Below are 14,610 nucleotides of genomic sequence, written 5' to 3'. Positions count from 1 at the left end.
TCAACAGGAGAGCATTATGTCTTATAGCGAGTTTTATCAACGTTCTATTACGCAGCCGGAGTCGTTCTGGGCCGAGCAGGCCCAGCGTATTGACTGGCAGCAGCCGTATACGCAGGTACTGGACCACAGCAATCCGCCGTTTGCCCGCTGGTTTTGCGGCGGGACGACCAATCTGTGCCATAACGCCATCGACCGCTGGCTGGAGAAACAGCCCGAGGCGCTGGCGCTGATTGCGGTGTCATCAGAAACCGAAGAAGAACGCACGTTTACCTTTCGTCAGTTGTATGACGAAGTGAATATTGTGGCAGCGATGCTGTTGTCGCTCGGCGTACAGCGCGGGGATCGGGTACTGGTTTATATGCCGATGATCGCCGAAGCGCACATTACGCTGCTGGCCTGCGCGCGCATTGGGGCGATCCATTCGGTAGTGTTCGGTGGTTTTGCTTCGCACAGCGTGGCGGCGCGCATCGATGACGCCCGACCGGTGGTTATCGTTTCGGCGGATGCCGGGGCGCGCGGCGGCAAGATCCTGCCCTATAAAAAGCTACTCGATGATGCGATCGATCAGGCTCAGCATCAGCCGCGTCATGTGGTGCTGGTCGACCGCGGTCTGGCGAAAATGGCGCGGGTGGAGGGGCGTGACCTCGACTTTGCCGCGCTACGCCAACAGCATCTCGGCGCACGGGTGCCGGTTGTCTGGCTGGAGTCGAACGAAACGTCCTGCATTCTCTACACCTCCGGGACAACCGGTAAACCGAAAGGCGTCCAGCGCGACGTTGGTGGTTACGCGGTCGCGCTGGCGACCTCGATGGACACCATTTTCGGCGGCAAAGCGGGCGGCGTGTTCTTCTGCGCGTCGGATATCGGCTGGGTGGTTGGGCATTCCTATATCGTGTATGCCCCGCTGCTGGCAGGGATGGCGACGGTGGTTTACGAAGGGCTGCCAACGTATCCGGACTGCGGCGTATGGTGGAAAATTGTTGAGAAGTATCAGGTCAGCCGGATGTTCTCGGCCCCGACCGCCATCCGCGTGCTGAAAAAATTCCCGACCGCGCAAATCCGCAATCACGATCTCTCCTCGCTGGAGGTGCTGTATCTGGCGGGTGAGCCGCTGGATGAACCGACCGCCAGTTGGGTAACGGAAACGCTGGGCGTCCCGGTTATCGACAACTACTGGCAGACTGAATCCGGCTGGCCGATTATGGCTATCGCCCGCGGGCTGGACGACCGACCGTCGCGGCTGGGCAGTCCTGGCGTGCCGATGTACGGCTATAACGTGCAGTTGCTCAATGAGGTGACCGGTGAACCTTGTGCGGCGAACGAGAAGGGGATGCTGGTGATTGAAGGGCCGCTGCCGCCGGGCTGTATTCAGACTATCTGGGGGGATGACGCGCGGTTTGTGAATACCTACTGGTCGCTGTTTTCCCGCCAGGTGTACGCCACCTTTGACTGGGGCATTCGCGATGCCGATGGCTATTACTTCATTCTGGGCCGTACGGATGACGTGATCAACGTGGCCGGACACCGGCTGGGGACGCGCGAGATAGAGGAGAGTATTTCCAGCTATCCAAACGTCGCCGAGGTGGCGGTAGTTGGCGTGAAGGATGCGCTGAAAGGGCAGGTGGCGGTCGCGTTTGTTATTCCAAAACAGAGCGACAGCCTGGAAGACAGCGACATTGCCCATTCGGAAGAGAAGGCGATTATGGCGCTGGTGGACAGTCAAATTGGTAATTTTGGTCGTCCGGCGCACGTCTGGTTTGTGTCGCAGCTGCCGAAAACACGCTCCGGCAAAATGCTCAGACGGACGATTCAGGCGATCTGCGAAGGCCGCGATCCTGGCGATCTGACGACCATTGACGATCCCGCATCGTTGCAGCAAATCCGTCAGGCAATCGAGGAGTAACGTCGTGTGATGCCCGGTGGCGCAATGCTTACCGGGCCTACGTGTTAATCAACTTTCTTATACGGCCCGTGATAGTAATCAAACGGCGCATAAACCGTATCGGCCACGAACGATAACGGCACATCAACAAATAACAGCGCTAAATCGAAATAGTTATAATCGTAAGCGCCCGGGTTTTTTAGTTTATCAATATCATGGCGCATTCCCACGTAATACGTATCTGAATCCTCGCCTGCCGTGCGCGCATCAATGCTGCCACATCCTGTAAGTAATACGCTGATAAAGAGCGTTGTTACCGCAACCGTCTTTTTGCTCATGCTATGACCTGGCTTCTCGCCCCGTTTTACCATAACGATAAAAAAGCGGCGTGTTGTCCTCGGAACTTAAACCACCAGGTCAGGACTCATCGTGTGAGGATGGCACATCGAAGGCCGGATAAACCACGTGAGTGGTGTATCCGGTAAAGAGGCTTTTACAGTGTGACGCTTTCGCGACGACGCAGCAGAGAAAACGGCCCCGGTCCACTTAGGGTAAATACGGAAATCAACGTGAAGCTTAGCGCAATTATCCCCAGCACCAGATACGCCCCCTGGAAACCAATACTCTCATACATTTTTCCGGCCAGAACTGACATGAAAATCATTGCTAACTGTTTGAAGAAACAGAAGCACACCAGGTAAATTGTGGCCGAGAAGCGCACTTCAAACTGACTGGTGATGTATTTGAAGCAACCGACGATCAGGAACGGTATTTCAAACATATGCAGCGTTTTGAGAATGACGACCTCCAGCGCAGAGGTGGCGAAGGAGGAGCCGATGATCCGCACCGACATTATCGTACCGGCCAGCAGTAGGGCGTTCTTTCCGCCAATGCGGTTCACAATCAGCGGCGCAAAGAACATGATAGAGGCATTAAGTAATTCCCCCATGGTCGTGACGTAGCCAAACACACGGGTACCCTGTTCGCCGGTGGCAAAGAACGAGGTAAAGAAGTTGGCGAACTGCTGGTCAAACACATCATACGTACAGGAAACGCCGACCACGTACAGGGAGAGGAACCAGAGTTTCGGTTGTTTAAATAACTCCAGCGCCAGCTTCAGACTGAATGCTGAGTTGTTGGCGCCTACCGCATCCGCAACTTTTGCAGAAGAGGGGACATCTGTTTTTGAAAAGAGCAGCAGCAATGCCAGAATGACCGCACAGCCGGAACCTAACCAGAAGACAAACTGGTTATTGATGGTGAACATAATCCCGGCAATCGAGGCGCATAGCGCCCAGCCCACGCAGCCAAACATGCGCGCGCGACCAAATTCAAAATTGCTTCGGCGGCTGGCTTTTTCAATATAGGCTTCAATCGCTGGGGCGCCGGCATTGTAGATAAAGCCAAGGTAAATCCCGCCGACAATCGAACCCAGTAAAATATTAACCTGTAATAACGGGCCAAAGACGTAAATAAAGAACGGAGCAAACATTACCAGCATTCCGGTAATTACCCACAGCAGGTGTTTACGCAGGCCAAGCTTATCGGAAAGCAGTCCGAAAACAGGCTGGAATAATAATGAAAATAGTGAAATACAGGCGAAAATGATCCCGGTGTCACCTTTACTGATATGGTTTACATCGTGTAACCAGATAGGGAAGAAGGGGAAATAGGCACCCATAATGAAAAAGTAAAAGAAAAAGAAGAAGCCGAACATCCAAAAGTTAGTGTTTTTCAAATAATACATAATGGACTTCCTTACGATGAATGCGGGCAGGGGGGAACCTGCCCGATTATTATTATTTTTGACCCCAGACCAGCTGGTAGTGGTAGAGTCCGGCACTCAGCAGGAACTCTGGTGAAACGGAAGGACTCCAGGAGTCGTCACCGCCCACGCCCATATGGAAGCCATCAATATTGACCCAGGTACCTGCCTCCGGTTGCAGCAGATGGCGGTGGCTGGTTTCCATCAGTTGCTTCTGGCTAAAGCGGCTGATGTTGAACAGGAAGTCCCCTCGCCATTGATGTTCGCCGTAGCGTAGCTCACGCGTGTTGCAGCGCAGACCGTTTTCGCCAGGGAAAACATACGGGGTGTACATCTCATCAAGCGACAAATCCCAACGATCAAAACAGGCGGCGCTCAGGCGATCCGGGTAGTTCTCATGTGGGCCGAGACCTAACCAGTTCACGCGCTCAGCGATCTGCGCCAGTTGGCAGCTCAGGCCGATGCGGGCCGGATGTGGCGTGCCGCTGGCGACGTCGACATCCACCGTTATCTGCATCTCACCATTGCCGTCAATGCGATAGCTTTTTCGGCTGACGAACAGTGTTTCGCCCTGATACTGCCACGCATGTTCGGTGGCGATCAGTACCGCATGGCTTAGCGTGTCGGCAGCACAGTGCAGTAACGTTGCTTCGACCAGATAATGACCGGCGGCTTTCCAGCGTTCGACCCAGGCGTTAGGGTCGATGCGGGTTGACTCGCTCACGCCGATGTCGTTGTCCAGCGGCGCGCGGGTGAACTGGTCAGTAAGCGGGGTTAACAGCTGGGCTGCGTCGCCAATCCAGTACTGTGTCAGCAGGCCAGACTGACGGTCGAATTGCCAGCGCTTGTCGTTGATCTCAACAGTAAAGGTGTTTTCGCTCACGTTCAGCTGTGGTGCGGTACGGGCAGTTGGCCGTGGCACCAGGCTGAGTTTCTCTTCCAGCTTCCATTGCTGCCAGGCGCTAATGTGCCCGGCATCTGACCATGCGGTGGTCTGAGGTTGCTCTACGCGTACCGTTAGCCATAACTGGCCGGCGGTTTCCGGTAGCGGGACATCTGGCAGGGTAATCACCTGGCGACTCTGTGGGGCGATATCCAGCACGATTTCTCCGGCGGCCAGCGGGTTGCCATCCTGGGCAATCGACCAGTGCAGAACTTCGTTATCGCTGTGGCGGAACAGATATTCGCTGGTTACTTCAATCTGGCGTTTGGGTCCCGGCAGCAGCGTAAACTGGAAAAACTGCTGCACATGTTTGGCCTCGTATAATGCCGGATGCGGGGTGCGATCGGCGAACACCAGGCCGTTCATGCAAAATTGACGATCGTTAGGCGTGTCGCCAAAATCACCACCGTAGGCAGACCATGCCTTGCCGTTCTCATCATATTTAATCAGCGACTGATCTACCCAGTCCCAGACAAACCCGCCCTGTAGGCGCGGAAATTGACGGAACGCTTGCCAGTATTTGGCGAAACCGCCAAAACTGTTGCCCATGGCGTGGGCGTATTCGCAGAGGATCAGCGGACGCTGCTCGCCGGGCATCGACAGCCACTTTTTAATCGACCATTTGGGTACCGCGGGGAAGGACTGATCCTGATCGACGCGGGCGTACATCGGGCAAATAATGTCGGTCGCCGTGGTATTTGCGCCGCCGCCTTCATACTGTACCGGGCGGGACGGATCTTCTGATTTTATCCAGCGGTAGAGCGCGTCATGGTTGGCGCCATGCCCGGATTCATTGCCCAGTGACCAGATGATGATGCTCGGGTGGTTGCGATCGCGTTGCACCATGCGCGTGACGCGCTGGCTCATGGCTGGCAGCCACGCGGGATCGTCGGTGAGGCGATTCATCGGCACCATGCCATGGGTTTCAATGTTGGCTTCGTCGACCACATACAGGCCGTAGCGATCGCACAGGGTGTACCACAATGGATGGTTCGGGTAATGGGAGCAGCGCACGGCGTTAAAGTTATTCTGCTTCATCAGCAGAATATCCTGCACCATCGTCGCCTCGTCCATCACCTGACCGTTGACCGGATGGTGCTCATGACGGTTGGTGCCGCGAATCAACAGCGGCTTACCGTTGAGTAACAGCAGGCCGTTTTCAATACGAACCTGACGAAAGCCGACATCACAGGCTTCCGCTTCAATCAGCACTCCGTCAGCGGTACGTAACTGGACCACAGCGCGGTACAGATTAGGCGTTTCGGCACTCCACAGCGCCGGGTTTTCGACGTTCAGACGCAGGGTAACCCGATCATGATAAGCGCCGCGTTCATCAATAATTTCGCTGCCGAGCGGGGAAGTCGTTTCGTGAGTGAGCGTTTCACCGTCCCACAATTGCAGGGTGACGCGTAAATCTTCGCTCTCGTTGTCCGCCACTCTGACTTCTGTTTCCAGCGTGGCGCGGCTGAAATCGTCGTTAAAACGGGTGTTAATGCGCAGGTCGCGGATTTGCGTAGTGGGCTTATGCAGCAAAGATACATCGCGAAAGATCCCGCTCATGCGCCACATGTCCTGGTCTTCCAGATAACTGCCGTCGCTCCAGCGCAGCACCATCACAGCTAGGCGGTTTTCGCCGTGCAGCAGATAATCGCTAAGATCGAATTCAGACGGCAGGCGGCTGTCCTGACCGTAGCCAACCCAGCGACCATTGCACCACAAATGAAACGCGGAATTCACCCCGTCAAAAATAATGCGCGTCTGACCTTCATCTAACCACGCGTCTTCGATATTAAATGTGAGCGAGTAACATCCTGTCGGATTCTGCGCTGGAACGTACGGGGGGTTAACCGGGATCGGGTAGGTGACGTTGGTATAAATTGGCGCGTCGTAACCGTCCATCTGCCAGTTAGAGGGGACGTTGATAGTATCAGCCTGTGGCAGATCGCTCGTCAGCCAGCTTTCCGGCACGGCCTCAGGCGCGGAAAACCAGGCGAACTGCCACTTGCCATTTAGCGAGCGTAACTGAGTTGATCGCTGATTGGTGCGCGCATCATCCGCTGAGCGCCAGCTACAAAACGGCGGGTGCGCCTCCAGGCGGTTGAGCTGCGTGACGCCGGGATTTTCCCAGTCACGGCGGGCCAGTACAGCGGAGAGTGAATCTGTGTTCAGGTTCATAACGGTATCCTGTTTGAATTTGTTATTCGCTCACAATTTCAATCAAAATACGAATAAGCGATCCTAACTGTAAAGGACGGGGCGCTCAATGAGTGAACTGACTCACACAATTGTTATGCGTTCACAATTTGGGTGTGAGCTGCGAAACTTGCCGCGCTAGCTGGATCAATGAGTCGGCCAGCACCTGGGGTGAGAGGGTTTGCGTATCGGGAGGCAGTACCGTATTGCGCTTAACCAGGGTTACGGGCAGCAGTTGGTTGCCCACGCTTGAGGTCCCACGGGGAAGTTGCAGCAGTCTGTCGACGCTGGTTTCACCCAGTAACGGAAAATCCTGCCTGATGGTGGTCAGTGGTGGGATGTAGCAGGCGCTGTCTTCGGTGTCATCGTAGCCGATCACCGAGATATCAACCGCCACCCGCAGACCGAACTCGCTGATCGCCCGCATCGCGCCCAGCGCCATTTGATCGTTAGCGACCAGCATGGCGGTGGGGAGATTACCACCATTAAGCATATGCAGCGTTTGCTGAAAACCTGACATCGCGCTCCAGTCGCCTTCCAGCTCCGCGGTGGGTTGCAGCTGGTAGTGCGCCAGATATTTATGCCACCCCGCATGGCGAAGTCTTGCCGAAACCGAAGTGTGTGGCCCGCTCAGCAGGGCGATACGCTGATGCCCATGCTGCACCAGATGTTCAACGCCGAGACGTGCGCCGTCGTCATGGGAGAAAATCACGCTGTTAATTGGCGTTTGATCTGAGACATCGAGAAACAGTACCGGCACCGTACCGCAGGCGGCAGCCACGGCAATGGCGTCTTCTTCATCCAGCGGGTAGTTGATGATAAGCCCGGTTACGCGTTGAGAAAGCAGGTTGTGGACTGCGGCTTTACATGCCTCAACGCCGCTACGTTCGACCATGGCGATCACCACGCTGGCCCCGGACTGGTCGGCGCGGGATTTTATGGCGGCAACGATTTGCGAGGGGGCGTGCAGGGCAAGGTTCGCCGTCACGACGCCAATCAGCGGCGTCTGTTTGCCCGCCAGCTGCTGTGCGACACGGTTGGGGATGTAATTGAGCTCCGCCATCGCGGCCTCAACTTTCTGTCGGGTTTTTGCGGAAACGTGGCTGGCCTGATTCACGACGCGCGAGACGGTCTGGTAAGAGACTCCTGCATGGTCTGCCACATCGTATAGCGTTACCGGTTTCACGTTTATCACCCCTGTCATGACGTTATCTGCGCGCTATGATGCCACAGCGGGACGGTTTTGGGGTATTTGCGCATTGGTTCTGCGAGGCGCATTCCAGGGTTGCGGATCGTGTGCTGGAGGATTTATCGTCGTGATGCTTAACAGCATAAAAAAGTGAGGACATCGTGAGCGACTCTGCGGCAAACAACATTCTGTCCATCTACCAACGACATGCGGAGGCCTTTGCCAGCCAGCGTTCACGCGCACTGTTCGAGAAAAGCTGGCTGGATAAGTTCATTACCGTGATGGGCGGGCAAGGCAGCATTGTGGATATTGGCTGCGGCAACGGTCAGCCGATTGCTGGTTATTTTATTCAGCAAGGCTTTCCGCTTACGGGAATTGATGGTTCTGCGGCGATGCTGGCGCGGGCCCGGCACACTTTTCCCGCACAGCGCTGGCTGGCGCAGGATATGCGCGAGCTGGGACTTAACGAGACTTTCGATGGTCTGATCGCCTGGGACAGCTTTTTCCATTTAACTCAGCAGGATCAGCAAAAGATGTTCCCGATTTTTGACCGACTCAGCCGTCCCGGCAGCGCGCTGATGTTTACCAGCGGAACGGAAAACGGTATCGCGATGGGGCAATTTGAGGGCGAACCGCTGTTTCACGCCAGCCTCGCGCCGGATGAATACCGCGCATTGCTGTCAGCGCACGGTTTTGTGGTGGTAGAGATGGTGATGGAAGATCCGCACTGCGCCGGGCATACCATCTGGCTGGCGCAAAAACGTGGCTAAACTCTCAACGTTAAGCGTTCCCTTCTCTTCCTTCCCTTCTGCTTTGGTGAGCCCTATTAAAACAAAAGGCATAATTGTCAAATGAGTGAGTTGGTTGCTAAAAAATACTGATATGGGCTGTATTCGTCGGAACGAAATTTACACAGGGTATAAATCGACAAGAATAAACCCAGGGTTGCAATAAAACCATTGAGCATTGCCAGAATAAGGAAGAAAAGAACGATCGCGGAAGGTTTAATTATGCTGGTATTCATTTCTAATTATTCCATGTTTTTTAACGCTATTACTTTACGACAATTAAGTTAAGCGATAATAGTACAATTTCCAGGTATTGCGGATTCCGCTTATTTAGTGCCGGGGAGGTGTGTCTGTTAGCACGATGCGAGTGGCGTCATCGTAGCGTATTGTCCAGAGCGTTAATGTGGGTAAATGGGCGATTTGCGATGGGATTAGGTCAACAGAGTAAGAATAATTTAACTTAAGAGCATAAGAAATCCTAAAATGCAATTGGAATGAAGTGAAATAGCACTTAATGTCTTTACTTTTGTTTACATTTTGTGCTTTTTTACAAGGATCGGCTGTGCTTTACAGTCAAGTTCGCTTTCGTACTTTTATGGGGGGTGGGGTGAAGTTCAGGGATGAAAGAAAGTTGGCAATATTAATTGGGATGTTAATTTTGCCGTTCACAACTGTTTCTGCGGCGCCACTCTCTCCTGCGGATCGGAATACCATTCAGCAGCAACAGCAGCAGCGACTTAATGAAAACCAGCGCCAGCGTGAAGAGCTGGAGCGTAGCGTTACGCTACCCGAAACCGTAACGCCGAAAACGCCAGCCCAGACTGAAGGGCCGTGTTTTATGATTTCGCGTATTGATATTGACGGCGCAACGAAGTTGTCCGCCGCTGCCTCGGCAAAGCTTACCGCGCCATGGGTGAATCAATGCCTGAATATTCCCCGCCTCAATGCCAGCCGCGACAGGATGAAGAGCGACTATGATTCGGTGCAGGAGCAGAGCGGGATATTCGCGGGAGACGGTGGCTTTGATATCACCGTGGGCAAGCACACCCAACTGGATGGCGCGGTCATTGCTTCTACCGGTTCAGCGGATAAAAACAGTCTGGATACGGGCACGCTGGGCTTTGGCGATATCCACAATCAGGCAGATTACAAAGTGGATCACCAGGGGGGAGGGATCAGTACGGGAGGCAGTATTGGTCAACAGTTCGCGGGTAATCTGGCGAACGCCCTGATTGCCGGAGGTGGCAGCAGCGGGCATGCGGAAGGAACAACGCAGGCGGCGGTGAGTGAGGGGACGTTAACTGTTCGCGACACGGAAAACCAGAAGCAGGATGTCGCCGGTCTGAGCCGGGATGCGGAGCATGCAAACGGCAGCATCAGTCCTATTTTTGACAAGGAAAAAGAGCAGAGGCGTCTGCAAGAAGTGCAACTGATAGCCCAGATAGGTAACCAGGCGGCGGATATCGCGCGGACGCAAGGTGAGATAAATGGCCTGAACGCGGGTAAAAAAGCACTGGCAAAGGAAGGCATTCCTGAGCCGGATGTGAACGCCAGTGATGAAGAAAAAGCAAGATACCAGACGCAACTACGGAACTCAGCGGCATATAAAACCGAGCAGACGAAATACGGTACGGGCAGTGACGTGCAGCGGGGTATTCAGGCTGCAGTAGGCGCTCTGCAGGGGCTGGCTGGCGGTAATATTGGCGCGGCGCTGGCGGGGGCATCGGCACCGGAGCTTGCCAATATCATAGGCCATAAGGCGGGCCTCAGCGAGGATGATATCGCGGCTAAAGCCATCGCGCATGCGATACTGGGTGGTGCTGCGGCGGCTATGCAGGGGAACAATGTAGCAGCCGGAGCGGCTGGCGCAGCGGCAGGAGAGCTTGCTGCAAATGCGATACTGAAAACGATGTATCCGGGCAAGCACGTCAGTGAGCTGGATGAAAGTGACAGGCAGTTAGTCAGCAATCTTGCGACTATTGCATCCGGGCTGGCAGGTAATCTGGCCGGGGGGGATTCGAAAAGCACGACAACAGGGGCGCAGTCTGGTAAAAATTCAGTTGAGAATAATTTACTCGGTGGTAGTGAAGATGCTCAGGCTGCATGGATACGTCAGCATGGGCTCGATATGGCGAGCTGTTCTGATAATCCTGATGGAGCCGCATGCCATAAGGCTAAAAATGAACGGGATGCGGTAGGACTTGCTCTGGCAACAGGTACAGTGGCTCTGCTTCCTGGTGGTGCTCAGGCTATGTGGGGACTGGGAGCAAGTGCGAATGCCGGTATCAGTTATCTGGCTGATGGTACTATAGACCCTGCAAACGCAGCCATTGCTGGTTGGGTGAATGTATTCAGTATGGGGAATGGCCTGGCAGGTACAGTCGGCTGGAATGCCGCAGGTGGTGCGCTGGGTAACTGGATTGACAACAAAGACCCGCTGTCGGGGGCGCTAATCAATGGGGCCGGTTCGGGTATTGGCTATGGCATCGGTAAAGGGGTCTCATGGGGCGTTAATTCTGGTGTTAACTGGTGGAAAGGTGGTTGGGATCCTAAGTTTAATCCTGCTCTGAGGCAGTTTACTGAAGTGAAAGGAGAGCTTGGGCTTTCAAAAGAAATGACACCTAGCTATTTTCCAGGTATAGCTGGCGATATCGGTGGTAGCGTGGGATCTGAACTTAGCGGGAAGTATATAGAGCAGAAATCCTCTCAGGAGGATCGCAAAAAATGAGAAAGCAAAATAAGTTTCTGCACCTGCCTCTTTTTATCGCATTAAGTATTGTGTCCATTTTTTTGACATCAATTACTTTATACGTAGCAGGGGAGTTGTTGTTCTTCTTTTTCAAAGGGATACCAATTAATTTCACTATGGAAAATATATTGCTACTCTGTAAGATTAGTCTCAGTGTCGGAAGCTTTGTCGGTGGTGGGATGTGGATAGCTCGGTTATTGAAATTAAAAGGATTCTAAGTTGTTGTTGAGAATAACTTCCTCAGCGTATCGGATAAGACAGAGCTTGAAATAGCTAAACAGAAGCTCAACAGCAAAGATCAGGCTGTACGTGAAAAAGCGCAGCAAACCATTAATGATCTGCGCGAAAAAGACATCACCAGCGATCAGAAGGTCATCAGTGCCTGCGGCAATGGCAATGCAGCCAGTTCAGCCTGCGCCACTGCCAGGCTGGATGTGATTAAAGCAAGAGGAGAGTACGAAAATACCGGGAACTATAATTCAAAGGCCAGCCAGCAGTACGCAGATGCTTATGGCCAGATAGTTAACCTGCTCGATATCACCGGTGTTGATGCGCAAAATCAGCAGCAGGTGAAGGATGCGATGGTGAACTATGCCATAGTGCAGTTTGGGGTCGATAAGGCGACGGCAGAGGCATACGTTGAAACTTATGATGGAATGAAGGTTGTAGCGGCTTCGATGGCACCAGTAATAGGTGCTGCGGCGGCCAGTAAGATAGAAGTTCTGGCTGGTAAACAACGCTTGTCTAATAGTTTCGAGGTTAGCTCACTCCCAGATGCAAATGGGAAAAATCACATCACGGCTGTAAAAGGTGATGCTAAAATACCTGTCGATAAGATTGAACTATATATGCGTGGTAAAGCTTCTGGTGACCTTGAGTCTTTGCAAATAGAATATAATTCTTTAAAAGATGCAAAAATTAGCAGCCAAAAAGAATTTGCAAAAGATCCAAATAATGCTAAAAGGATGGAAGTGTTAGAAAAACAAATCCATAATATTGAGCGTTCTCAAGATATGGCTCGTGTATTAGAGCAAGCAGGTATAGTGAATACTGCCAGTAATAACAGCATGATAATGGATAAGTTATTGGACTCAGCTCAGGGCTACGTCTGCAAATAGAAAAACATCTGTTGTTGTATCAGGGCCTAACGGTAACGTAAGGGTTTATGCTACATGGACAATATTACCTGATGGCACGAAAAGACTTTCAACTGTTAATACGGGAGCATTCAAATGATAAATGTGAATAGTACCACAAAGGATATTGAAGGTTTAGAAAGTTACCTGGCTAATGGCTATGTAGAGGCTAACTCTTTTAACGACCCAGAGGATGATGCGTTAGAGTGTCTCAGTAATTTATTAGTTAAAGATTCGGGGTGCTGTCTGTCATTTTGTAAAAAAATACTTAATTCAAATAACATTGATGGTGTTTTCATTAAAGGTTCGGCGCTGAATTTCTTATTATTGTCAGAACAGTGGTCTTACGCATTTGAGTATTTGACAGGCAATGCGGATAATATAACTCTTGCAGAGCTTGAAAAGGCGCTTTTCTATTTTTACTGTGCAAAAAATGAGGTAGATCCTTATCCTGTACCAGAGGGTTTATTCAAAAAACTAATGAAAAGATATGAAGAACTGAAAAATGACCCTGATGCAAAATTTTATCATCTTCATGAAACGTACAATGATTTTTCAAAAGCTTACCCTCTGAATAATTAGAAGCTATCGCCCGTGTAATATTGTCTATGACTGCATGGAAGGATGATGGTCATAGTGTGTTGGGAGCTATTCTTTAACAGATTTGGGGGAAATGGTGTAACTGGCTGAAAGGGCGCGTTAGGGCAAAAAGTTAGTGGGCTGGAAGTATAGCAGAGAAAATTAGTTTTAAGTAACTGAAAATAAAGGGGAAGCTGTTATTGTTACGGGGGGCGCACCGGAAAGAGTTGTTGTTGAGAATAATCTGCTCGGCGGTACTGAAAGCGGCCAGGAGAAGTTTGTTCAGGAGCATGGCAAGAATATCGCATCTTGCAGCACTGACCCAAGATCAGCGTCCTGCCAGAAAGGGCTGGCGATGAATGATGCCCTGATGGTGGCCCTTCCGGCGGGTCTTGGTGGTGGTTTACTGGCTGCGGCCACACCTGAAATCGCAGCGGCTGCTAAAGTAGCGATACAAGCGTGTGCAGGTAATGTAGTGCTGTGCCTGAATAATGCTGGTATCCAGATGTCAGAAGCGATAGTGCCAGGCGGTGTTGGAGCTGGCGGTGCTGTAGGTATCGGAAAAACTGCGGCAGAGGCGACTGCGGCTAAAGCTGAGACAGTGGCGGCTAATGCAGTGAGGAGTCTTCAGTCTGGTTTGGGGCCAAAAATTAATACAGGCAAATTTGGTCAACTTGATTTAGATGCAATTTCACAAACCGGTGCTAAAACAGATTCGGCCGTTAAAGCGGGAAATTTCACTGTTGCTGGTAGAGCATTGCAAAAACATGGCAGTCGTGAAGGGAGCGCTTTTCCTGTTGCCAAGGGCACACCGGCTCAGATGAATGAACAAGGGTAAAAAATATTGGATGGCATTGTTAAAACTCCAGGCGCGACGGTCAAAGAAGGTAACCGCTTTGGTGGTTTTGATGTTATAGCGCCTGACGGACGGGGAGCTCGCTTTGACCCTCAGGGTAATTTCCGTGGATTTTTGGAGCCTTAAGAATGACTCAGAAACATCAATTAAAAATTATTGTGGCTAGTGATGTTGATTATGAAAAATTAATAGCTGAAATCTACTGTGATGAAGAGTTTATCGCGCTTTTACAGCAAGAAGACGGTGAGAATAACATCAAAGTTGAGTTTTCACCGAATATTAGGGTGGTAGATTTTGATTGGCTTCAACAAGCATTGTTGGAAGCCAGAAGAGCCTTACTGAAAAAGTAATTGCACAGCCCTGGTCGCTTCGGAAGCGTGTTTCTACAACCTAAAACCTCGCTCTTCACTCCGCTACTGTGCGGCGTTGGGAGGATTACGTAATGGGCTGAAAAAAGCGCGTCGGGGCAAAAAGTAACGGCCAGCGAAACGCCTCATCAAAAAACGGATGTAACTGACGGAAAGGACAGG

General features: G+C 52.0%; 10 protein-coding genes and 2 pseudogenes. 8 read left to right on the top strand and 4 right to left on the bottom strand.

The genetic code is table 11. The features are described from left to right. Positions 1-16 precede the first annotated feature (16 nt). Positions 17-1,903, top strand: a complete 1,887-nt coding sequence (gene prpE, locus OGW44_RS19215; RefSeq protein ID WP_047357650.1) for a propionate--CoA ligase — start codon at positions 17-19, stop codon at positions 1,901-1,903. Positions 1,904-1,947: 44 nt separating this feature from the next. On the opposite strand, the gene OGW44_RS19210 is transcribed toward prpE, so the two are convergent. From OGW44_RS19210 to OGW44_RS19195, 4 genes are all read right to left on the bottom strand, one after another. Beyond that, positions 1,948-2,220, bottom strand: coding sequence for a YceK/YidQ family lipoprotein (locus tag OGW44_RS19210; protein WP_016151950.1), 273 nt, complete (start codon positions 2,218-2,220; stop codon positions 1,948-1,950). A gap of 155 nt (positions 2,221-2,375) precedes the next feature. Continuing rightward, a complete protein-coding gene (locus OGW44_RS19205) occupies positions 2,376-3,629 on the bottom strand; it encodes an MFS transporter (RefSeq protein WP_046275623.1) in 1,254 nt (417 codons plus the stop codon). A 52-nt stretch (positions 3,630-3,681) separates the two neighbouring features. Continuing rightward, positions 3,682-6,765 (bottom strand): beta-galactosidase, encoded by a 3,084-nt coding sequence (locus OGW44_RS19200; protein WP_185654213.1) that lies wholly within the window; start codon positions 6,763-6,765, stop codon positions 3,682-3,684. Between the two features lie 121 nt (positions 6,766-6,886). Next, on the bottom strand, positions 6,887-7,969 hold the full coding sequence (locus OGW44_RS19195; RefSeq protein ID WP_047497888.1) for a LacI family DNA-binding transcriptional regulator: 1,083 nt from the start codon (positions 7,967-7,969) through the stop codon (positions 6,887-6,889). A gap of 164 nt (positions 7,970-8,133) precedes the next feature. Between OGW44_RS19195 and OGW44_RS19190 the strand changes: the two genes are divergently transcribed. The 7 genes and pseudogenes from OGW44_RS19190 to OGW44_RS19165 all read left to right on the top strand — a co-directional run bounded on the left by OGW44_RS19190 (position 8,134) and on the right by OGW44_RS19165 (position 14,430). Continuing rightward, positions 8,134-8,742: a class I SAM-dependent DNA methyltransferase gene (locus OGW44_RS19190; protein WP_185654214.1), complete on the top strand. Its 609-nt coding sequence runs from the start codon at positions 8,134-8,136 to the stop codon at positions 8,740-8,742. A 958-nt stretch (positions 8,743-9,700) separates the two neighbouring features. Further along, a pseudogene (locus tag OGW44_RS19185) lies at positions 9,701-11,488 on the top strand (VENN motif pre-toxin domain-containing protein); the annotation flags it as partial. A gap of 290 nt (positions 11,489-11,778) precedes the next feature. Beyond that, positions 11,779-11,913 (top strand): annotated as a pseudogene (locus tag OGW44_RS25690) (DUF6862 domain-containing protein); the annotation flags it as partial. 30 nt (positions 11,914-11,943) lie between these two features. Beyond that, positions 11,944-12,627, top strand: coding sequence for a hypothetical protein (locus OGW44_RS19180; RefSeq protein WP_019076113.1), 684 nt, complete (start codon positions 11,944-11,946; stop codon positions 12,625-12,627). Between the two features lie 114 nt (positions 12,628-12,741). Then, positions 12,742-13,227 (top strand): hypothetical protein, encoded by a 486-nt coding sequence (locus tag OGW44_RS19175; protein WP_019076114.1) that lies wholly within the window; start codon positions 12,742-12,744, stop codon positions 13,225-13,227. A 352-nt stretch (positions 13,228-13,579) separates the two neighbouring features. Further along, on the top strand, positions 13,580-14,062 hold the full coding sequence (locus tag OGW44_RS19170; protein ID WP_019076115.1) for a tRNase toxin domain-containing protein: 483 nt from the start codon (positions 13,580-13,582) through the stop codon (positions 14,060-14,062). A 146-nt stretch (positions 14,063-14,208) separates the two neighbouring features. Continuing rightward, positions 14,209-14,430 (top strand): hypothetical protein, encoded by a 222-nt coding sequence (locus OGW44_RS19165; RefSeq protein WP_047416988.1) that lies wholly within the window; start codon positions 14,209-14,211, stop codon positions 14,428-14,430. Positions 14,431-14,610 lie beyond the last annotated feature (180 nt).

The sequence above is a fragment of the Citrobacter sp. Cb023 genome, assembly GCF_030336805.1.
GTDB lineage: Bacteria > Pseudomonadota > Gammaproteobacteria > Enterobacterales > Enterobacteriaceae > Citrobacter > Citrobacter braakii.
This window is presented reverse-complemented; position numbering and strand designations above follow the sequence as displayed.

What these genes read in the sequence shown, in the direction of transcription:
- prpE (WP_047357650.1), top strand. Translation starts at nt 17, where the DNA reads ATGTCTTATAGCGAGTTTTATCAACGTTCTATTACGCAGCCGGAGTCG.
- OGW44_RS19210 (WP_016151950.1), bottom strand. Translation starts at nt 2,220, where the DNA reads ATGAGCAAAAAGACGGTTGCGGTAACAACGCTCTTTATCAGCGTATTA.
- OGW44_RS19205 (WP_046275623.1), bottom strand. Translation starts at nt 3,629, where the DNA reads ATGTATTATTTGAAAAACACTAACTTTTGGATGTTCGGCTTCTTCTTT.
- OGW44_RS19200 (WP_185654213.1), bottom strand. Translation starts at nt 6,765, where the DNA reads ATGAACCTGAACACAGATTCACTCTCCGCTGTACTGGCCCGCCGTGAC.
- OGW44_RS19175 (WP_019076114.1), top strand. Translation starts at nt 12,742, where the DNA reads ATGATAAATGTGAATAGTACCACAAAGGATATTGAAGGTTTAGAAAGT.
- OGW44_RS19170 (WP_019076115.1), top strand. Translation starts at nt 13,580, where the DNA reads ATGAATGATGCCCTGATGGTGGCCCTTCCGGCGGGTCTTGGTGGTGGT.
- OGW44_RS19165 (WP_047416988.1), top strand. Translation starts at nt 14,209, where the DNA reads ATGACTCAGAAACATCAATTAAAAATTATTGTGGCTAGTGATGTTGAT.